Genomic DNA, 20,657 nt, shown 5'->3' on the forward strand with positions numbered 1-20,657 from the left:
CCATGCGCGCGCTTCACATTCATGCTGGCCCCAAGGCATTGACCCACATCCGCGAACACGGCCTGCGACCAGAGCACATCGGCGTTGTTCCTGGTGCGGCGGGCGGGCCCAAAGGCCTGATTTTGGGGCCACTTGACCGCTTGATCTTTGGTGAATGGTTGCTCAAGAGTACCCAATCGGTGGATTTGGTGGGCGCCTCCATCGGCGCATGGCGCATGGCCACAGCTTGTTTGAGACATCCTGTCGCCGCATTTGAACGGCTGGAGCACGATTACATTCACCAGCATTACGAACCAGAGCCGGGCAAAAAGCGTGTGAGCGCCCAACAGGTGAGCGATGCATTTGGCCAAAGCCTGCAAGCCTTTTATGGCGGGCGCATCGGCGAGGTTCTGAGCCACCCGCGCTTTCGATTGCACATCGTGACCTCACGAGGGCGGCACATGTTGCAACGCGAACATCCCCTGGCCACACCATTGGGCTATGCCGGTGCCTACCTCAGCAACGCACTCAGCCGCAGAGCTTTGGGCGCCTGGCTCGAGCGCGTGGTTTTTTCTGGGCAGGGTGCGCCATTGCCGTTTGACGCGCGAGACTTTCGCACCCGGACGGTGAATCTGGAGGAGGGCAACTTCATGGCCGCCCTTCAAGCCAGTTGCGCCATTCCATTTGCCCTGAAAGCCGTGCACGACATACCCGGCGCACCAAGAGGCGCGTATTGGGATGGCGGCATCACCGACTACCACTTGCACCTCAACTGGACCGCGCAAAAGCCCGAGCAAGGCCAGGAACGCACCCTTGTTCTGTATCCGCATTTCCAAAAAAATGTGGTGCCCGGCTGGCTCGACAAAGCCCTCAAGTGGCGGCATGGCTCGACCGCCTTTTTAGACAACATCGTGGTTCTGGCCCCCAACCCCGAATGGGTCAAAACACTGCCCAACGGTAAATTGCCGGACCGTCACGATTTTGTGCATTACGACCGCGATGTGGCGGGCAGGGTGAAAGTGTGGTCGGCAGCCACAAGCGCCAGTCAGCAATTGGCCGATGAATTCAACGCCTGGTTGCATCAGCCCGATCCCTCTTGGGTTCAAGCGCTTTAAGGATTTCCCATGACCCCAGCCTACGTCGTCGGTCAAATGACTGTGAAAAACCCAGAGAAATGGGCCGAATACCGATCGCAGGTTTTGGCCACCTTGCTGCCTTTTGGGGGAGAACTGGTCTTTCGAGGAGAGCAGGTCAACGCCTTTTCGGGTGTTTGCCCACATCCTGACATCGTGGTGATTCGTTTCCCCTCTATGCCAGCGGCAGAGGGCTGGCATGGATCTGCGGATTACCAGAAATTGATTCCATTGCGCCAACAAGCCGCCGATGTCGTTTTGGTCACTTATGCCACATGACCCTGTTGGCAAAGCGGATAATCATGGCATGTTGAAAGAATCCCTTTTCCTCACTGCTGCGCTCTATAAATTTGTCGATCTGCCTGATTTCGTCGATCTGCAAGCACCTCTACAAGCCTGCTGCGAAGCGAACGATGTCAAAGGCACTTTGCTCTTGGCCCCTGAAGGCATCAATGGCACGATTGCCGGACCTGAAGTCGGCGTTAACGCGGTGCTCTCTTTTTTGCGCGCCGATCCACGCTTGACCAGCCTGGCCCACAAAGCGTCCTGGAGCCCCAAGCCGCCGTTCACCCGCATGAAGGTCAAGCTCAAAAAAGAAATCGTGACTTTGCGCGTGCCCGAGTTGGACCCCAACAAAACGGTGGGCCAGTACGTGAAACCCGCCGATTGGAACGCCTTGCTGGCCGACCCGGAGGTGGTGGTCATCGACACGCGCAACGATTACGAAGTGGCGATTGGTACCTTCAAGGGTGCCGTGAACCCCAAGCTCAAGAACTTTGTTCAGTTGCCCGCCTGGCTAGAGCAGCAGGAAAACCTGAAAACAGCCACCGCCCATAAACCCAAAGTCGCCATGTTCTGCACCGGCGGCATCCGCTGCGAGAAGTCGACCGCGCTCATGAAAATGCGCGGCTTTGACGAGGTTTACCACCTCGAAGGCGGCATCCTCAAATACCTGGAAGAAATTCCACCTGAGCAAAGTCTCTGGCAGGGGGAGTGTTTTGTGTTTGACGAGCGTGTGAGTGTGGTTCATGGCTTGGGCTTGGGCAGCCATGAGCTGTGCCGCTCATGCCGCTGGCCCTTGAGCGCGCAAGACAAGCTGTCGCCACACTATGTCTTGGGCGTGAGCTGTGCCCACTGTCACGACCAGCGCACGCCTGAGCAGAAAGAAAAACTGGCCGAACGCCAGCGCCAAGTCGAGCTGGCCGAGGCCCGCGGCGAGATCCATGTGGGCGCCAAGATGCCCGACCATCTGACAGGGTGAGACTGCAGGGGAGTGACTGCAGCGGTATCACAAGCTTGTCTGCAGCATGTCCCTGTATTCATCGGCCGTGGCGATGCGTGGATTGGTTTTGTGGCAATGGTCGGCCAGCGCTCCGGTGATGACGGCGTCAAACTGGCCTTCGGTCACACCCATGGCGCCCAAACCTGTTGGCAACCCTAGGCGGGCACACATGTCCTTGATGGCGTCAGGAATGTCCGAGCCGCTTTGAAGACCCATGGCGTGGGCCATTCGGTTCAGGCGGTTTTCTTTTTGCACCGACTCGGCTGCTGCGTTGAACAGCACCACCGCCGGCAAAAACATGGCGTTCAAAGTGCCGTGGTGCAGTCGCGGGTTGACGCCGCCCAAGCTGTGACTGAGCGAATGCACGCAGCCCAAACCTTTCTGGAACGCCATGGCGCCTTGCATGCTGGCGCTCATCATGTTCAGGCGTGCTTCACGGTCCTGGCCCTGCGCTGTTGCCCGTTCGATGTGCGCCCACCCACGGGCCAGACCATCGAGCGCAATGCCATCAGCAGGTGGGTTGAATGAGGCTGCCATGAAGGTTTCCATGCAGTGCGCGACCGCGTCCATGCCGGTCGCAGCCGTCAGGATGGGCGGCAGGCCCAAGGTGAGCTCTGGGTCGCAAATGGCGGCTTTGGGCACGATGAACCAAGAATGAAAGCCCACTTTTCGGCCGTCGTCCAGGATCAATATCGCGCCCCGGGCGACTTCGCTGCCGGTGCCACTGGTGGTCGGCACCGCGATGATGGGGGCGACTCGGTCGGTGATCTTGAGCGAGCCGCCCTCGATGGTGGCGTAGGTTTTGAGGGGACCTTCGTGGCTCACGGCAATGGCCACGCCCTTGGCGCAGTCAATCGCCGAACCACCGCCCACGGCGATCAGGCCGTCGCAGCCGTGTTGTTTGTACAGGGCCGCAGCAGCGCGAACGGCAGCCTCGTTGGGGTTGGATGGCGTCTGATCAAAAACAGTGACCGGCAAGCCCGGCAGGGCATCGAGGGCCTTTTGCAAAACGCCAGCCGCTTTGACGCCCGCGTCGGTGACGATCAGGGGTTTGTGGATGCCCACGCGCTCACACTCGGTCTGAAGCAGTTTGACCGCACCAAAGTCGATCTGGATTTGGGTGACGTAGTTGATGAAAGACATGTGAAAACTCCAATCAGAGGGCCTGGTTCAGATATGACAGAACACCGGGCCAAGGCGTTGTAGGATCAAGCTCCATTTTGAAGCAGGAATCGATGGGGGTCCTACCGGAACTGTCACCCTTGTTTGCTTTGACCCTGATGACCAGCGCTGCTGGAGTCCACCCTCGCCACTGACCCTGATCCCATGAGCAGTCACCACGCCAACCCGCAAGCCTTGCTGAACGACGCCACCCGCAGTCTGATTGAGCGGGTGCACCGAGCAGGTCGCCCCCCGATGGCAGCGATGACGCCGGAACAGGCGCGTGAGTTTTACGACATGGGCGGCCCCATGCTTGACCTGCAGCCCGCGCCGAAAGTGGACCGCGTAGAAGACTTTCACATAGCTGCTCGAGATGGTTATGCGATGTCCGTCCGTTTGTATGCGCCACAAAGTCCCCAAGCTTTGCCCACACTGTTGTACCTCCACGGCGGTGGATTCACCGTGGGCAGCCTCACCACCCACGACGTTTTATGCCGTCAATTGTCACGCCAAGGACACTGCGCGGTGGTGTCGCTCGATTACCGACTGGCGCCCGAATACCGTTTTCCGACGGCTGTCAACGACAGCTGGGACGCCTTGAATTGGTTGCATCTGCAGGGTCAAACGCGAGGTTTAGACACCTCGCGCTTGGCTGTGGGCGGCGACAGTGCGGGCGGCACATTGGCTGCCGTGTGCGCTTTGATGGCCCGCGATGCGGGCATGTCGCTGTGCTTGCAGCTGCTGTTTTATCCCGGTACCGTGGCCAGGCAAAGCACGGCATCGCACCACACTTTTGCTGCTGGCTTCATGCTCGATAAGCAAACAGTCGATTGGTTTTTTGGCCATTACATTGCCGATGCTGACCGGGACGATTGGCGCTTTGCCCCCATGAATGCACCCGATCACTCAGGTCTGGCCCCCGCATGGATAGGTCTTGCTGAATGCGATCCCTTGGTGGACGAGGGTGTGCAATATGCCGACACGCTGCGCATGGCCGGTGTGCCCGTGGATCTGGACATTTACAAAGGCGTTGTCCATGGCTTTATCACCATGGGACGCGCCATTCCCGACGCACTGCAAGCGCACGCCGATGCGGGCCGGGCTCTGCAACACGCTTTTGAAAGTTGAACCCATGAAACGCCAAGACTTCCGTTTTTCTCACCGCATGCGCGTGCGTTGGGTCGAAGTGGACATGCAAAAGATCGTCTTCAACGGTCATTACCTGATGTACTTTGACACCGCTGTGACCGATTACTGGCGCCAGTTGGCCATGCCTTATGCTGAAACCATGCACCAACTGGGTGGAGACTTGTTTGTCAAAAAGGCCAGCCTCGAGTACCACGCCAGTGCCGAGATGGACGATTTCCTTCAAGTCTGTATGCGCTGCGACCGCATCGGCAACTCGTCAATGACCTTTGCCGGTGCCATTTTTCGAGGTGAAGAATTGCTGATCACCAGTGAGCTGGTGTATGTGTACGCCGATCCGGTGGCCAAAAAGAGCCAGCCTATCCCGCCCCCCTTGCGCGACATGCTGGCAGGGTTCGAGCGAGGTGAAGACATGGCGCAGCTTCATGTGGGGTCATGGCATGACTTCCAGAAACAGGCCAGCCCGCTGCGGACCGAGGTATTTGTGCATGAGCAGAAGGTCCCCGCAGAATTGGAGTGGGATGAGGCGGACGCCACCGCCTTGCACGCCGTGGCATTGAACCGCATGGGGATGTGCCTGGCGACAGGCCGCTTGATTCAGCACGCGCCCGGTGTGGCCAGAATTGGGCGCATGGCGGTCAAAAAGCAGATGCGCGGCAGCGCCTTGGGCCAGCGCGTTTTGCACGCTCTGATTGACGCCGCTCGGCACCGCGGCGACACCCAAGTGATCTTGCATGCCCAGTGCAGCGCAGAAGCTTTTTACAAACGATCAGGCTTTGTGCCGCATGGCGCGGTTTTTGAAGAGGCAGGCATTGCCCACGTCGAGATGGTGCTCATGCTTTAAGACCAGCGCTTGGGCTGCGCTTTGGCACTGGTCAACACAGTTTTTTCTTCGCGCTGCGACCCTCCCAAAAAGGGGGCCTGTCCAGCGTCGGACGCTTGAAAAGCGCTCAGATGTCGGCCAGCAAGGGGTAGGGAAGCGGCAGAAAGTCCAGCGCTTGTCCGTCGGTTTTGTCCACGTGCCAACCTGTTTGCATGCTTTCCAGTGTGCCACTGACCAGCGCGTCAAAGCCTTGTCCATTCGGCCGAGCAACGCTCAACACCACGGTGGCGCAGGCTTGCTCAGGGTCTTCGGGGGTGAATACCTCTTGCCCAGCCGTCAAAAGCACAGGGCTATGAACCAGCGCCAAACGCCGTTTGAGTGTGCCGCGAAATTGGCTGCGTGCGACGACCTCCTGGCCGGGGTAGCAGCCTTTTTTGAAATTGACGCCGCCCACCGATTCGTAATTGAGCATTTGAGGCACAAAAGCTTCAAACACGGCTTGGCTGACCAAGGTCACGCCGCTCATCACTTCGGCCCATTGCCAAACCTCGGTAGGCAGATCGGCACCAGCAGGGAGCGTGTGGCCCGCCGGGGCGATCCACAAAGCCCGGGGAATTGGGGCGTCGCTCAGCACTGCGGGATACAGCGCCACCGTATGCGCCCCATCTTGGACCCTGGTCTGCCAGGGCGCGGCACCGCCCGCCTCAGTCATGGCATTGTTGCCAAGCAAACCGCGCAGCTGCCACAGGCTGGTGGCATCGCTCATTTTGACTTTGGCCCGCAGCACAAACATGGACAGGCGCTTGAGCGTCTGGGCCAGTAAATCCTGGCTCAAGACCAGCAAGACGGTGTCAGGTGCGACCTTCATGACGATGAAGCTGGCTTGCATCCGCCCTTTTGCAGAGCAAAAAGCCGCCAAGCGCGACTGGCCAACGGGCAAAAGCAGCACGTCGTTGCTCAGTTGGTTGTGCAGAAAGTTCGACGCGTCCTCTCCCTGGGCTTGGATAACGCCCAAAGTGGGCAGCGAACTGACGCCTTGTAGGGCCGACAGGTCGATACTGGATATGACAGGCAAGTTCATGGGTAGACCGGGTAATGAGGTGATGCAGTCTGAATTATCATCGCCAGCAAGTTTTCAACACATGAACAAGGACTCTGCTGTGATCAAAGGCTGGATGCGTTGGTGGATCAGCCTGATGGTCTTGGGCATGGCGGCTGTGATTGCTGTGAATGCTTGGCTTCATGCCCCCATCGATACGCGCCAAGCCACTTTGGACTTGTCGATCGAGCCAGGCACATCAGCCCAAGGCATTGCCCAAGCGGTACAAGATGCCGGCGCGCAGACTTCGGCAACACTGTTGTTCGCTTGGTTTCGTTTGTCAGGGCAGTCGCGCCTCATGCGTGCTGGCAGCTATGAAATTCCACCGGGCACCTCGCCCAAGCGCTTGCTCAACATGCTGGTACGGGGCGAAGAAAGCCTGCGCAGCGTGACCTTGGTGGAGGGCTGGAATTGGCGACAAGTGCGCCAAGCCCTTGCAAAGTCTGAACACCTCAAGCCCGACAGCCGAAATCTGAGTGACGAGGCCTTGATGGGGCAATTAGGACGTCCCGGCGTGACCCCTGAGGGGCGCTTTTATCCTGACACCTATTCATACGCCAAAGGGACCAGCGATCTGACCGTGTTGAAGCGGGCGATGAACGCCATGGACAAGCAGGTTCAACAAGCTTGGCAGTCACGTCACCCCAGTGCAGCGCTCAGGTCGCCCGATGAAGTCTTGATTTTGGCCAGCATCGTCGAAAAAGAAACCGGCAAAGCGCAAGATCGGCCTGAGATATCTGGGGTTTTCAACAACCGCTTGCGCATCGGCATGCGCCTGCAAACCGACCCGACGGTCATCTACGGACTCGGCGAAGCCTTTGACGGCAATTTGCGCCGGGTCCACCTGACGACAGACAACCCATGGAACACCTATACGCGTGCGGGACTGCCCCCCACCCCGATTGCGATGCCAGGCAAGGCATCTTTGATGGCCGCTGTTCAGCCCGCTCAAACCCAAGCCCTTTATTTTGTGGCCAAAGGTGATGGCACCAGCCATTTCAGCACCACGCTGGACGAGCACAACCGGGCTGTCAACCGATACCAACGGGGCCGATGACAGACCTTCAGCCTTGACGGCGGCATCGGCGACAATCAAGGATTGAATTCACACCCCCTATGAGCACCGGCACATTCATCAGTTTTGAGGGCATCGACGGCGCGGGCAAATCCACCCACATTGCCCGTGTGGCCGATTTGTTCCGCCAAGCGGCCAGGGCGGTGGTGTTGACACGTGAGCCTGGGGGCACACCCCTGTCAGAAAAGCTGCGCGAGTTGGTTTTGCATGAGCCCATGGACCCCCTGACCGAAGCCCTGTTGATGTTTGCGGCCCGCCGCGAGCATTTGGTGCAAGTGATTGAGCCTGCATTGGCCCGCGGTGAAGTGGTCTTGTCAGACCGTTTTACCGATGCCACCTTTGCTTACCAAGGGGGTGGTCGGGGGTTTGATTGGCAGGTGCTGACCCAATTGGAGGGCATGGTTCAGGCCTTGCCGAACCACACGTTGAGGCAACCTGAACTGACGATTTGGTTTGATTTGGACCCGGTCATCGCCGCCGAACGCCTCGCCTCGGCCCGTGTCCCTGACAAATTTGAATCTCAACCCGCCGATTTTTTTGCCGCGGTTCGAGACGCTTACGCCCGCCGCCAAGCAGAAATGCCCAGCCGTTTTGCACGCATTGATGCCGCGCAGAGCATGGAGGCTGTGGGCGCAGATGTTTCTCGCACCGTGAGCGAATGGCTGAAGCGGACTGCTGCATGAGCGCCGAGAAGAACGCTTCGTTGTACGCCCCTTGGATCACTCGGCAGGCCAGCGATTTACTGTCCCAACGCGGCCACGCTTGGTTGCTACAAGGACCGTCTGGTCTGGGCCAATACGAGTTGGCTCTGGCTTTGGCAACGGCGTGGTTGTGTGAAAAGCCTACCCCTAAGGGCGCTTGCGGTGACTGCCCGAGTTGTCATGCCATTGCGGTGCGTACGCATGCCGATTTAGAAGTTTTGATGCCCGAGACGGTCATGATCGAGCTCGGCTGGCCTTTGTCGGAAAAAGCCCAAGACGAGATCGACAAAAAAACCCGCAAACCCAGCAAAGAGATTCGCGTGGACGCGATGCGCGATGCGGTGGAGTTTTCCCAGCGCACCAATGCACGTGGGCGCGGCAAGGCCGTTTTGGTGTTTCCGGCCGAGCGGATGAACACCATCACGGCCAATGCCTTGCTCAAAACCCTGGAAGAGCCACCCGGTGATGTGCGATTTGTGCTGGCCACCGAGGCCAGCCACATGCTGCTGCCCACCATCCGCAGCCGTTGTTTGGCCCACACCATGAAATGGCCCGAACCCGACGAGGCGCTGGTTTGGTTGACACAGCAGGGCGTCCCCGGTGCGCTTGCACAAGACTGGCTGCGCAGCGCTGGCGGCCGACCTGCCGATGTGCTGCGCCAAGCCGAATCCGGTTTGTCGCCGGATTGGTGGGCCGATTTGCCCAAAGCCATGCGCCGAGGTGATGCACGATATCTGGCCGACTTGAGCCCAGCGCAGGCAATCGATGCGCTGCAAAAACTTTGTCACGATCTCGTTCTGCGCCAGTCGGGCGCTGAGCCGCGATTTTTTGAAACAGCGCAATTACCACCTTGCGCAGCCTCTGTCATGGTGTTGACCGATTGGTTCAAGCGCATGATGCAGTCTGCCCGCACAGCGGAGCACCCTTTCAACGCGGGTCTGATGCTGGAAGCCCTGACCGCCGATGCCCAACAAACCCTGATGTCCAAGGGCTGAGCCATGTACACCGATTCCCATTGCCACTTGAATTTTCCTGAACTGATGGCCGATCTGGACGCCATCCAGCAAGCCATGCGCGATGCCGCGGTGACGCGTGCGCTTGTGATCTGCACCACGATGGAAAAATTTGGCGAAGTTCACGACTTGGCCTTGGCCAACGAAAACATGTGGGCCACTGTGGGCGTCCATCCGGACAATGAAGGTGTGCGTGAGCCCAGTTTGCAGGATTTGCTGGACGGCGCGGCCCTTCCCAAAGTGGTGGCCATTGGCGAGACCGGACTGGATTACTACCAGATGGAGGAGCGCAAAGGCGGTCGTACTGTGGCGGATATGGAATGGCAGCGGGAGCGTTTTCGAACCCATATTCGGGCTGCAAGACGAACCGCCTTGCCCTTGGTCATCCACACCCGACAGGCTTCAGACGACACGATCGCCATCTTGAAAGAGGAGGGTGAAACGGGTGGAGGAGGGTGCGCAGGCGGTGTATTTCACTGTTTCACGGAAAGCCAACAAGTGGCTCGCGCCGCTCTGGATCTGGGTTTTTACATCTCGTTTTCGGGCATCTTGACTTTCAAAACGGCCGCTGATTTGCGCGAAGTGGCCCAGTTTGTGCCTGATGATCGCTTGTTGATCGAGACGGACAGCCCCTATTTGGCGCCGGTGCCTTTCCGGGGAAAAACAAACAACCCTTCTTATGTGCCCCATGTGGCCAAGCTCTTGGCGAATTTAAGGGGCCGTTCGGCCGAGGAAATTGGCCATCTGACCACCCGAAATTTCCTGACCTTGTTCAACAAAACCCATTGATTTAACCTCATGCATTACATCAATAAAATTGCTTTTAATGTTGTTTTAATTGGACTTTTTTGTTGTGGCCTGAATGCCCAAGCGGGTTCTTACGAAGATTTTTTCAAAGCGGTTCAGGTCGACAACGTCAGGACGGTTCAAACGCTTTTGCAAAGAGGTTTTGATCCCAACACGGTCAATCCTGAAGGTGTGCCTGCTTTGATGGTGGCCGTTCGCGAGCCCTCGCTCAAAGTCGCCGAGCTTCTGGCCAGTTGGCCCCAAACACGGACTGAAGTACGCAACGCCCACGATGAAAGTCCTTTGATGCTTGCCGCGCTCAAGGGTTTTCTTCCATTGGTCAAAAAGCTGGTGAACAACGATGCGGATGTGAACAAACCCGGTTGGACGCCTTTGCATTACGCCGCCACAGGTGGACATGTGCCCGTGATTGAGTTTTTGCTCGATGAAAGCGCCTATATCGATGCCGAGTCGCCCAATGGCACAACGCCCTTGATGATGGCGGCCATGTACGGTAGCCCAGAGGCCGTCAAAGCCTTGATCCAGGCTGGCGCCGATTTGACGCTTAAAAATCAACAAGGCATGACGGCCTTGGATTTCGCGGTTCGTGGACAACGCGCCAATGCCCGAGAACTGATTGAAACAGGTTTATCGCGTTTGGCTGAGCGTCAAAAGCGAAACCAACCCGTTGTGCATGCGCCCGCTGTTCAGCCTGCAGCGCGCTGATTTTCCTTCAGTCAGATTTAGCCTTTTTAGGGTTTCCAACTTCCCATTAAATTGCTGACGATGTGCATTATGTAAAGTAAACATGGTACAGGTTGAACCATGGATGGGCCTATGGATAGATTTCAGGGTGTCAGTCGCATTGAGTGGACAGGAACCGGCTGAGACACGGATAAATTTCGGTATTCACCCCGAGCCCATTGCTTGGCCATGTCACGGCTGCGTGTTGAGAAGACATGACCACTTTGACCTGTTTGGTAAATGAACAAACCTTGACCCCCTGAGCTCAAATCATAGATCGAACGCATCGATGCGGCATGGCGATTGGCAAAAGGTTCTTTCTTGTCATTGGCCCAGTACTGCCCCACATTGACCGTAAAGAGATCGCCCGGGCTTTCAACACGAACATCGAACAGCGCGCTCAGGCCAGGAACTTTGCCAAATGGTTTGTGACTGCTGATGGCCGGGTGCCAAGCACCCCAACGCCATTGATTGGGGTCAGACCCCAGCTTCGAGGAAATTCGGTTCAAACTGCGGTCCATGGCGGCTGAAACCCAGGGGGCGCAGCCAGAACTACCGCACCAAAACTTGTCATCACGGGCCAAAATACCTTCCAAAGAAAGCCTAAAGTGGCGCTTGCCATACAAACCTTGAAACCGCTCAGCACCCAAACGGGATGACAAAACAGCGCGTGTCATTTCGTCGGCCCAAACATTCAAAATCAGTGCTGCTGCGCTTTGGGTGCGCATCTGCCCATCAAACGAAGCCAGCAGCTTCATGGCCTGATCGCCCAATGGGTGTGTGGGCTGCGCCTGCAACGCAGCCGGCAAAAGCGACTTTGCGCCCAATGAAAGTAGATCGTTTTGTACCTGCTGCATGCTTTGCAAATTGTGCATGGGGGTCGCTGAAAGCAACTGCTCAATGCGGTTGAAACGCTCTGGTGTCGTCCAATCGGCGCCTAAAAAGTGAGGGTAATCTTGGGGCAGGATATTCTGGTTCGCGGTCGCATGCCAGCCCTTGGCGCTGATTTACGCCGTATTCAAACTGGGGGTTTCTGAATAGGGAATCCAGCCTTGCCAGTCATATTGAGCCAGCCATCCTGGGGCTGGCGCCACACCCAAAATGTCGTTGCTCGCCGAACGAACAGGGACTTTCCCAATGGCCTTGAAAGCCACCTCCCCTTGTGTGTCGGCCATCACGACACTTTGCATGGGGGCATGGTGGCCCTCAAAGGCCTTTTGAAGCTGAACCACGTTTTGGGCCCAGTTGGCCTGCATGCCCGCATCGATGGTGTGGTTGTCGGGGGTGAGCGCCGACCACTTGAGGCTCACCGCATATGCAGACGCGTTGAGCACGCCTTTGTACTGCGATTGCACATCGCTGATGACGGGTCCATGCCGGGTATTGCGCACGGTCAGGACTTCATCCCCCTGCCCTTTGACGCGAATGGTTTCGGTACGGGTTTCAAAGGCTGCCCATCCCGTTGGCGTTCGGTATTGACCTGGACGAGCCGCATCCAATTGCTCCAAATAGAGGTCTTGCACATCCGGTCCAGTGTTGGTGAAGCCCCAAGCCACACCCAGAGTTCTGCCCAATACGACGAAAGGAAGACCCGGCAAAGTGGCGCCCATCACATCCAAAGCTGGGAGAGATTGACCTTGCCAAACCACTGCAGGCGATTGAAGGCGTGCGAAATACCAAATGGCAGGGGCACTCAGCGCCAAATGGGGGTCATTGGCAAGCAGAGGCTGACCGCTTTGTGTGTGGCTTCCTGCGACCACCCAGTTGTTGCTGCCTTTGCCGTCCAAAGTGCCCACATCACGCACCCAGTCTTGAGACCATTGCGCCAAAGCTGTCTGCGCTTTGGGCGATTGAAAGGCAACTTTGGCGTTGGCGTCAGCCGATGCATGAACACCCCATTGGGCATAGAGGGCCGGTAAATCGACCGCAGTGGCCGGCTTTTCGCCGGGGTATGGCGGCATCAGTTGCCAAAGTTGCTGGTGGGTCAGGACTTGCGAAGCGCTCAGCCGGGCAAATTCATTGCCCCAGTTGCCCCCCAAATCCAGGGCCATCATGAGCGCCCATCCAACGCTGTCTTCGGCTTGCCACGATTGACCTTGTTGACCTCCCGGGGATGTGCCCAAGATCATGAATTCAGGTGAAGGCCGCACAGCGCCTGTTTTCCAAGCCGCCTGAATGCCATCGCTGTAAGCCTGTAAAGCCGCTTGCGCCAGAGGGGACATGGCTTTCAATTGTTGCTGAGCCATCGGAATGATGGCCAAGGTGCGCATCAATTTGTCGGTGTCCAGGGTGGCCGGTCCCAATATTTCAGACAACTCACCCCGCATGACGCGGCGGTTGAATTCCAATTGCCAACCCCGCTCTTGGGCATGCAAAAAACCCATCGTTCGCCAAGCGTCAAAGGGGTTGCTGGCCTGAATGTGGGTGACATCGGAAGCATCACGTCCAATCTGCACTGGCGCTGACAAAACGGTTAGCCGCAAAGTGCCATCCAGCTGAGGCATGCTGCGAAGCATCTGCACCGACAACACGCCACCAGCGAGCAACAAAGCCACAATGGCCAACACCGTCAAACGTCCGAGCCATTTCATGCGCTGTCTCCCCGCGATCTTCGTCGCTGAATGAAAGTGTTAAATGTGACCCCAAACCATGAGTGCGTCACGCCCTTGCGTGACAAGGTCTACCTTGGCCCCAACGGGCAGCAGGACCTTGGTTTCGACATGGCCAAACGGCAAGCCCGTCAGGACAGGCGCTTTGATTTGGGTGCGCAGCCTGTCGACCACCGTGGTCATCTTGAAGCCTTTGTCGTGTCCTGGAACCAGCTTGTACTTGCTGAACTGCCCCATCAGCACCGCCTTTTGTTGGGACAAGACACCTGCATGCAGGAGCTGCGTCAACATGCGCTCCACGCGGTAAGGGTGCTCTCCCACGTCTTCGAGGAAAAGAACACCACCTTTGACCTGCGGGAAATACGGCGTGCCCAACAAGGAAGTCAGCACCGTTAAATTGCCACCCCATAGCGTTGCGTCCTTCACCCACACGCGGCGTTCAGCCTCGGTCTTGGGCAACTGCCAGCCTGTCCCCTCCCCCTGCGCCAAAAGCAAGTCGTCAAAGCAAGCCTGCATGATGTCGTCGGGCGCTTGCGCCGTGCCAAAGTCTTCACCCAAGGCCGGACCTTGCCAACTGATGCGACCCGTTTTGGCATACACCGCGAGGTTGAAGGCCGTGAAATCACTCAGACCCACAAACTGCATGCCGCCGTCAATGGCTTTGGCAATCTGTTTGTAGGGCAAGGTCGGCAGGATGCGCGTGAGGCCATAGCCGCCGCGCGAGATGAGGGCCACGTTGGCAGCACTGGCCGCAGCGCGGTTGATGGCAGCGATGCGCGTGGCATCGTCACCTGCAAAACGCATGTGGGTGTCCAAGGCCGATTCGTCAACCTCCACCTCGTGGCCTTGAGCTTTCAAACGCTTGAGGCCACGGCGAAAAGCGGCTTTGTCACGCACGGCGCTGGAAGGGGAAAAAATATAAATGTGGGCCATGGGCTGTGGTCTTTCAGGGCTTGAAGTGTCGCACAGCCGCCTGCGCGATCGCCCTGCCCTGCTCCTGCACAAAGTGGCCCGCATGGGGCAACAACATGGGCTCTGGGCAACCCTTGATCTGGCTTTGCAACTGGCGCATCACGGGCTCCCCCAAAACCGGGTCTTGCTGGCCAATGGCCATGAACGTTTGGCCTTGCCAGACGGTGCGCCAAAAAGCCTCGGCTTCTCGTGAGATGGCTGCGCCGGGTGAATCAGCCAACTCCGGCACCATGGGCGGAAAAGCTCTGAGCGCGGCACGAAAACCTTTGTCCGGAAACGGGGCGTTGTAGGCGGCTGTCTCAGCAGGCGTCATGTCCGGGTTGCCGCGTTTGAACAACTTGCCCACATCGAACTGCGGCTGGCTTTGGCACCAGTCACGCCAAGCCAGAAAACCGGCGCTCAATGGCTGCTCGCCCGTGGCCAAGGTGGTGTTCATGACCAGCAGGCCTTGATAACGTTTGGGCGCGGCCATGGGCAAGGTCAGGCCGAGAATGCCGCCCCAGTCCTGCACCACCAGCACCACGCGCTGCAAATCCAGTTGCTCGATCAACTCCAGTAGCGACTGGCGGTGGGTGTCAAATTGATGGAAATCATCCTTCTTGGGCTTGTCGCTCTTGCCAAAACCCATCAGATCGGGCGCCACCACGCGGTGCCCCGCAGCCAGCCAGACCGGGATCATCTTGCGGTAAAGGTAACTCCAGGCCGGATTGCCATGAAGGCACAACCAGGTCAACGCGGCGTCCTTTGGGCCTTCGTCCAGGTAATGCATGCGCAGTCCGGCGATGCTGGGCAAATGGTGGACATAGTGAGCTTGCCAAGGGTAATCGGGCAAATCGGCAAACGCTGCATCGGGCGTACGCAGCGCGTCTTCGCGCACGGGGTCGGGATTCACGCGCCGGGTTTTGAAAAAGTCTTTGAGCAACTGGCCGCATTCCTCGGCCAGCACGCCACCGGAGACTTGCGTCTGGTGGTTCAACTGCGCGTGGTCAAACAGATTCAGCACCGAACCCGCCACACCGGTTCGCGGATCGGACGCGCCGAAAACCACTCTGTCCACCCTGGCGTGCAACATGGCGCCGCTGCACATGGCGCAGGGCTCCAGCGTCACATACAAGGTGCAGCCATCGAGCCGGTAGTTGCCCAGCATGCGCGCAGCTTCGCGCAGAGCCACCACCTCCGCATGCGCCGTGGGGTCGTGGTGGGCGATCGGCGCGTTGCGGCCTGTGGCGATGACCTGTCCGTCCTTGACGACCACTGCGCCCACGGGCACTTCGCCTGAAAGGGCCGCCAGTTGCGCCTGTGCTAAGGCCAAGCGCATGCCTTGCTCATCGGTCATCAGTGGGCGATCAAGGTCGTTATGGAGGCGTTGCTTGGGCAGATTCATGATGCTAAGAGGGTACCAAATGGTGGGGAAAGCAATTGACTTGTCAGGGCCTAGCGGGCTCCAGCCGCATCAAGGCTCCGTCGGCGCTGTCGCTCAGCAAGTAAATGAAACCGTCCGGCCCCATGCGCACATCGCGGATGCGGCCCACCCGGCCTTGCAGCAAGCGCTCTTCCCGCTGCACTTTCTCGCCATCGAGCGACAGGCGCACCAGCATCTGGCCACGCAAGGCGCCCACCAGCAAGTCGCCCTGCCAGTTTGGAAATTGTGTACCGCTGACAAAAGCCATGCCCGAGGGCGCAATCGATGGCACCCAAACGTGCAAGGGCTGCACCATGCCGGGTTTGCTTGGCCCCTCGCCAATGCGGGTGCCCAGGCCGTAGTTGACGCCGTAGGTGATCACCGGCCATCCGTAATTCAGACCTGGACGCATCACATTGAGCTCATCACCGCCCTGCGGGCCGTGCTCGTGCGTCCACAACTCGCCGGTTTGGGGGTGCAAAGCCGCGCCTTGCATGTTGCGGTTGCCCAGGGTCCATTTCTCAGGGAAAGCCCCGGGCTGCCTGGCAAAGGGGTTGTCGGCCGGCACGCGGCCATCGTCGTGCAATCGGATCACCGAGCCCGCATGGTCATTCAGTTTTTGTGCGCGGTCTTTGTCACCCCGGTCACCCAGGGTCAGGTACAGCATTCCGGCCTTGTCGAAGACGATGCGCCCGCCAAAATGTTGGCTGGACCGGGTTTTGGGCTGCATGCTGAAAAGCACTTGCACGTCGGTCATGCGCTGGCCTTGCAACTTGCCGCGTGCCAGGGTCGTGCCCCAGCCGCCAGGCCCAGGCGCGTTGTAGGCCCAATAAACCCAGCCGTTTTGCGCGTATTGCGGGTGCAGGACCACATCGAACAAGCCGCCCTGCCCTTGCGCCGTGACCTCGGGCAAACCTAGCACGGGTTGGGGCAGCAGTTTGAAATCTGCGCCCACCAGCCGCATGCGGCCGGCGCGTTCAGTGACCAACATCCGGCCGTCTGGCAAAAAAGCCATGGACCAGGGGTTCTCCAGCCCGGTCAACAAGGTCGCGACACGGAAGGCGTGTTTGTCGGAGTTGAACACAGCCGACCGCTCTTGTGCCCCAGCGGGCACCAAGCCTGCTGCGGACAAAAGCAGGATGTGAATGGCTCTAAAAAGCTGAACTTTCATGGGTATTGCCCCCGGTGATCCCCAGTAGCTGAACGACTCCCAGCCATCCAGACATTGACGATTTGAACCGATTGTCGCCCGGCTGTGGCCGAATCGCCCTGCCCCCCGGCAACGCAGCAGGCCCAGATGAAAAAGCTGTGGGTGCTATAAATGCCCTGACAACAGGAGACAAAAATGACCCACTTCAAACTGAGTGCATGGACCGCCGTGGCTTGCATGGCACTGGCTGGCTGCAGTTCACTCGGAAGCAAGAATCCACCGCCCCAGCTGGCGCCCGCCAAGGGCGCTGCGCTGATCGATTGCAACGCACTGGGCAGCTTCAACTTTCCCAATACCACCGTGACGGCTGCGCGTGTCGTGGCGGCTGGGACGCTCAACAATGGGGGTCAGCCCGTGGCCGAACACTGCCAAGTCACCGGTCAGATGAACCGGCGCACCAGTCCCGTCGACGGCCAAAGCTATGCCATCGGCTTTGAAATGCGCTTGCCACGCGACTGGAGTGGGCGCTTTCTCTATCAAGGCAATGGCGGCACGGATGGCAATGTGGTCACTGCGGACGGCGGTGCATCCCTGGGCAGTGGCGGCATGCTGCGCAACGGCTTGCAGCAAGGTTTCGCGGTCATCAGCTCCGATGCCGGACACACAGGCGCGCAAAACCCGCTGTTTGGCCGCGATCCCCAAGCGCGACTCGATTACGGCTACCAGGCGGTTGGCTCGCTGACCCCCATGGCCAAGGCGCTGATACGCGCCGCTTACGGCAAGGGGCCTGATCGCTCCTACATCGGCGGCACGTCCAACGGCGGTCGTCATGCCCTGGTGGCCGCTTCCCGTTTTGCTGCAGAGTACGACGGCATCCTGGCCAATGCGCCCGGCATTTACTTGCCCCGCGCTTCTGTGGCCAATCTGTCCCATGTCAAACGCTGGGACTCGGTCGCCACCACCCGTGTGGTCAACGGCTTACCCGACTATGAATCGGCACTTCCAATGCCCGAGCGGCGGCTGATTGCCAACGCCATCTTGGCGCGTTGCGATGCGCTGGACGGCGCGGTGGATGGCTTGGTACAGGATACCGAGGCTTGTCGCACGGCCTTCGACATCGTGCGGGATGTGCCCACCTGTGCAGGCACGCGCGATGGCACTTGCCTCACGACGGCCCAGAAGGCCGTGGTGGCCGCGGTGTATGCACCGGTCAAGCGTGCCAACGGCGAACTGTTTTACGCAGGTTTTCCTTTTGACCCCGGTATCGCACACCCGGGCTGGGGTGAATGGAAATTCCGCAACTCGGTGCGCACCGCGCGCAACCCCGTATCGGTGAGCTTCATTTTCTCGACGCCCCCTTCACCCGATCTGGCCATGGCCAAAGAGCCATCGCGCACCGCAGCCTATGCGCTCAAATTTGATATCGAACAAGAGGCCCCCAAGATTTTCGCCACCGACAAGCTGTACACCGAAAGCGCGATGTCTTTCATGTCGCCCCCCAACGCCACACGCATGGATGCCCTGCGAGAGCGAGGCGGCAAGATTTTGGTGGTGCACGGCACCAGCGACCCGATTTTCTCGATTGACGACACCGCGGCCTGGTTCAGGGCGCTGGACGCCCACCATGGCGGCCAGGCCAACACGTTCGCCCGATTCTTTCCGGTGCCGGGCATGGGCCATTCACGCGGCGGACCCGCCACGGACCAGTTCGATGCCCTGAGTGCGCTGGTCGACTGGGTTGAATACGGTCGTGCGCCCGACCGGATCGTGGCCGCCTCACGGGGGCCGGGCAACCCCGGTGGTGCCAATGCCGATGTGCCCAGCACCTGGCCAAACACGCGCACACGCCCAATGTGCCCCTTCCCGCTGGTGGCCCGCTACCAGTCGGGTGACCAGGAGTTGGCGGCCAGTTACGCCTGCACCCGCTGACCCCACTGACCCGCTGGCGCTGCTGACCGACGGCGGGTCACTCCCACTCGATGGTCGCCGGGGGTTTTGAACTCACGTCGTAGGTGACACGGTTGATGCCTCGCACCTCATTGATGATGCGCCCCGACACTTTCTTGAGCAGCGCATAAGGCAACTCGGCCCAGTCGGCGGTCATGAAGTCGCTGGTTTGCACGGCACGCAAGGCCACCACATAGTCATAGGTGCGGCCGTCGCCCATCACGCCCACGCTTTTCACAGGCAGGAAAACCGTGAAGGCCTGGCTGGTCAGGTCGTACCAGGTTTTGCCAGTTTCGTCGGTGAAGTTGCGTAGTTCTTCGATGAAAATCGCGTCGGCGCGGCGCAACAGGTCGGCATATTCTTTTTTGACTTCACCCAGAATCCGCACGCCCAGGCCCGGACCTGGGAAGGGGTGGCGGTACACCATCTCACGCGGCAGGCCCAAAGCCACACCCAGTTCGCGCACTTCGTCCTTGAACAGTTCGCGCAGGGGCTCGAGCAGCTTCAGGCCCAGTTGCTCGGGCAAGCCGCCCACGTTGTGGTGGCTCTTGATCGTCACCGCCTTTTTGCTCTTGGCACCGCCCGACTCGATCACGTCGGGGTAAATCGTGCCTTGCGCCAGGAAGGTCGCGCCCTTGTGCCCGCCTGTTCCCGCCTTCAGTTTGGCCGCTTGTTCCTTGAACACGTCCACAAACAAGCCGCCGATGATCTTGCGCTTGGCTTCGGGTTCGCTCACGCCGGCCAGCTTGCCCAGGAACAAATCGCTGGCATCCACGCGGATCACATGCGCATGCAACTTGCCCACGAACATGTCCATCACCATGTCGCCCTCATTCAGGCGCAGCAGGCCATGGTCCACAAACACACAAGTCAGTTTGTCGCCAATGGCGCGGTGGATCAAGGCGGCAGCGACCGACGAATCCACACCGCCCGACAAGCCGAGGATGACTTCTTCGTCGCCCACTTGCTCGCGGATCTTGGCCACGGCCTCGTCGATGTAGTTGCCCATGATCCAGTCCGGGCGGGCCTTGCAGATGTCGAGCACAAATCGGTTGAGCAGCGCCTGGCCTTGCACGGTGTGCGTGACCTCGGGGTGGAACTGCACCGCATAAAAGCGCCGCGCCTCATCGGCCATGCCCGCAATCGGGCAAGCGGGCGTTGAAGCCATGACCTTGAAGCCTGGGGGCATGGCCGTGACCTTGTCGCCGTGGCTCATCCAGACCTTGAGCATGCCGTGGCCTTCGGGCGTGGCGAAGTCTTCGATGCCTTGGAGCAGTTCGGTGTGGCCATGGGCGCGGACTTCGGCGTAGCCAAATTCGCGTGTGGTGCCGGCTTCCACCTTGCCACCCAGTTGCTCGGCCATGGTCTGCATGCCATAGCAGATGCCCAGCACCGGAAGGCCCAGCTCGAACACGGCGTCGGGCGCACGGTCGTCCACTTCGTACACACTGGCATGGCTGCCCGACAAGATGATGCCCTTGAGGTTGCCGTCAGCAGCGTACTCACGCACCCAGTCGCTGCTCACATCACAGGGGTGTACCTCGCAAAACACATGCGCTTCGCGCACACGGCGGGCAATCAGCTGGGTGACTTGCGAGCCGAAGTCGAGGATCAGGATTTTGGAGTGGGACATAC

Annotated in this window: 17 protein-coding genes and 1 pseudogene; 11 read left to right on the forward strand and 7 right to left on the reverse strand. The window is 59.1% G+C overall.

Going from position 1 to position 20,657, the window contains the following annotated elements:
• Positions 1-2: 2 nt before the first annotated feature.
• From B472_RS00500 to B472_RS00510, 3 genes are read left to right on the forward strand one after another with little or no spacing between them, the layout of a single operon-like run.
• Positions 3-1,094 carry a patatin-like phospholipase family protein gene (locus B472_RS00500; protein WP_019427858.1) on the forward strand — a complete coding sequence of 364 codons (1,092 nt, stop codon included), beginning with the start codon at positions 3-5 and terminating at the stop codon, positions 1,092-1,094.
• A gap of 9 nt (positions 1,095-1,103) precedes the next feature.
• Positions 1,104-1,391, forward strand: coding sequence for a DUF1330 domain-containing protein (locus B472_RS00505; protein WP_019427859.1), 288 nt, complete (start codon positions 1,104-1,106; stop codon positions 1,389-1,391).
• A gap of 28 nt (positions 1,392-1,419) precedes the next feature.
• Positions 1,420-2,373 carry a rhodanese-related sulfurtransferase gene (locus tag B472_RS00510; protein ID WP_026039711.1) on the forward strand — a complete coding sequence of 318 codons (954 nt, stop codon included), beginning with the start codon at positions 1,420-1,422 and terminating at the stop codon, positions 2,371-2,373.
• Positions 2,374-2,400: 27 nt separating this feature from the next.
• On the opposite strand, the gene B472_RS00515 is transcribed toward B472_RS00510, so the two are convergent.
• Complete coding sequence (locus B472_RS00515) at positions 2,401-3,537, reverse strand: iron-containing alcohol dehydrogenase (protein WP_019427861.1); 1,137 nt, start codon at positions 3,535-3,537, stop codon at positions 2,401-2,403.
• A gap of 183 nt (positions 3,538-3,720) precedes the next feature.
• Here B472_RS00515 and B472_RS00520 point away from each other — a divergent pair, with 183 nt between their 5' ends.
• Both B472_RS00520 and B472_RS00525 read left to right on the forward strand, forming a co-directional pair.
• On the forward strand, positions 3,721-4,683 hold the full coding sequence (locus tag B472_RS00520; RefSeq protein ID WP_019427862.1) for an alpha/beta hydrolase: 963 nt from the start codon (positions 3,721-3,723) through the stop codon (positions 4,681-4,683).
• A gap of 4 nt (positions 4,684-4,687) precedes the next feature.
• Complete coding sequence (locus B472_RS00525) at positions 4,688-5,545, forward strand: YbgC/FadM family acyl-CoA thioesterase (protein ID WP_019427863.1); 858 nt, start codon at positions 4,688-4,690, stop codon at positions 5,543-5,545.
• Between the two features lie 106 nt (positions 5,546-5,651).
• On the opposite strand, the gene B472_RS00530 is transcribed toward B472_RS00525, so the two are convergent.
• Complete coding sequence (locus B472_RS00530; protein WP_019427864.1) at positions 5,652-6,605, reverse strand: folate-binding protein YgfZ; 954 nt, start codon at positions 6,603-6,605, stop codon at positions 5,652-5,654.
• 61 nt (positions 6,606-6,666) lie between these two features.
• On the opposite strand from B472_RS00530, the gene mltG reads away from it, so the two are divergent.
• The 5 genes from mltG to B472_RS00555 are packed head-to-tail and all read left to right on the forward strand — an operon-like array spanning position 6,667 to position 10,924.
• Positions 6,667-7,680: an endolytic transglycosylase MltG gene (mltG, locus tag B472_RS00535; protein ID WP_019427865.1), complete on the forward strand. Its 1,014-nt coding sequence runs from the start codon at positions 6,667-6,669 to the stop codon at positions 7,678-7,680.
• Positions 7,681-7,739: 59 nt separating this feature from the next.
• On the forward strand, positions 7,740-8,381 hold the full coding sequence (gene tmk, locus B472_RS00540; protein ID WP_019427866.1) for a dTMP kinase: 642 nt from the start codon (positions 7,740-7,742) through the stop codon (positions 8,379-8,381).
• The gene (locus B472_RS00545) at positions 8,378-9,394 is read left to right on the forward strand and encodes a DNA polymerase (RefSeq protein ID WP_026039714.1); all 1,017 of its coding nucleotides are present in this window, start codon (positions 8,378-8,380) and stop codon (positions 9,392-9,394) included. Before tmk ends, B472_RS00545 begins: the two co-directional genes overlap by 4 nt.
• A 3-nt stretch (positions 9,395-9,397) precedes the next feature.
• A complete protein-coding gene (locus tag B472_RS00550) occupies positions 9,398-10,201 on the forward strand; it encodes a TatD family hydrolase (RefSeq protein WP_019427868.1) in 804 nt (267 codons plus the stop codon).
• 9 nt (positions 10,202-10,210) lie between these two features.
• Positions 10,211-10,924 carry an ankyrin repeat domain-containing protein gene (locus B472_RS00555; RefSeq protein WP_019427869.1) on the forward strand — a complete coding sequence of 238 codons (714 nt, stop codon included), beginning with the start codon at positions 10,211-10,213 and terminating at the stop codon, positions 10,922-10,924.
• 122 nt (positions 10,925-11,046) lie between these two features.
• Here B472_RS00555 and B472_RS00560 read toward each other — a convergent pair.
• From B472_RS00560 to B472_RS00575, 4 genes and pseudogenes are all read right to left on the reverse strand, one after another.
• Positions 11,047-13,533, reverse strand: a pseudogene (locus B472_RS00560) (penicillin acylase family protein).
• A gap of 39 nt (positions 13,534-13,572) precedes the next feature.
• The gene (locus tag B472_RS00565; protein ID WP_019427872.1) at positions 13,573-14,484 is read right to left on the reverse strand and encodes an LD-carboxypeptidase; all 912 of its coding nucleotides are present in this window, start codon (positions 14,482-14,484) and stop codon (positions 13,573-13,575) included.
• Positions 14,485-14,497: 13 nt separating this feature from the next.
• Positions 14,498-15,859, reverse strand: a complete 1,362-nt coding sequence (gene tadA, locus B472_RS00570) for a tRNA adenosine(34) deaminase TadA (protein WP_026039715.1) — start codon at positions 15,857-15,859, stop codon at positions 14,498-14,500.
• A gap of 91 nt (positions 15,860-15,950) precedes the next feature.
• A complete protein-coding gene (locus B472_RS00575; protein ID WP_116798540.1) occupies positions 15,951-17,096 on the reverse strand; it encodes a PQQ-dependent sugar dehydrogenase in 1,146 nt (381 codons plus the stop codon).
• A gap of 174 nt (positions 17,097-17,270) precedes the next feature.
• Here B472_RS00575 and B472_RS00580 point away from each other — a divergent pair, with 174 nt between their 5' ends.
• The gene (locus B472_RS00580; protein ID WP_019427875.1) at positions 17,271-19,004 is read left to right on the forward strand and encodes a tannase/feruloyl esterase family alpha/beta hydrolase; all 1,734 of its coding nucleotides are present in this window, start codon (positions 17,271-17,273) and stop codon (positions 19,002-19,004) included.
• A 37-nt stretch (positions 19,005-19,041) separates the two neighbouring features.
• Here B472_RS00580 and guaA read toward each other — a convergent pair whose 3' ends face one another.
• Entirely contained in the window at positions 19,042-20,655 is a 1,614-nt protein-coding gene (gene guaA, locus B472_RS00585) for a glutamine-hydrolyzing GMP synthase (protein ID WP_019427876.1), read from the reverse strand.
• Positions 20,656-20,657 lie beyond the last annotated feature (2 nt).

It is taken from the genome of Limnohabitans sp. Rim28, assembly GCF_000293865.2.
Lineage (GTDB): Bacteria > Pseudomonadota > Gammaproteobacteria > Burkholderiales > Burkholderiaceae_C > Limnohabitans_A.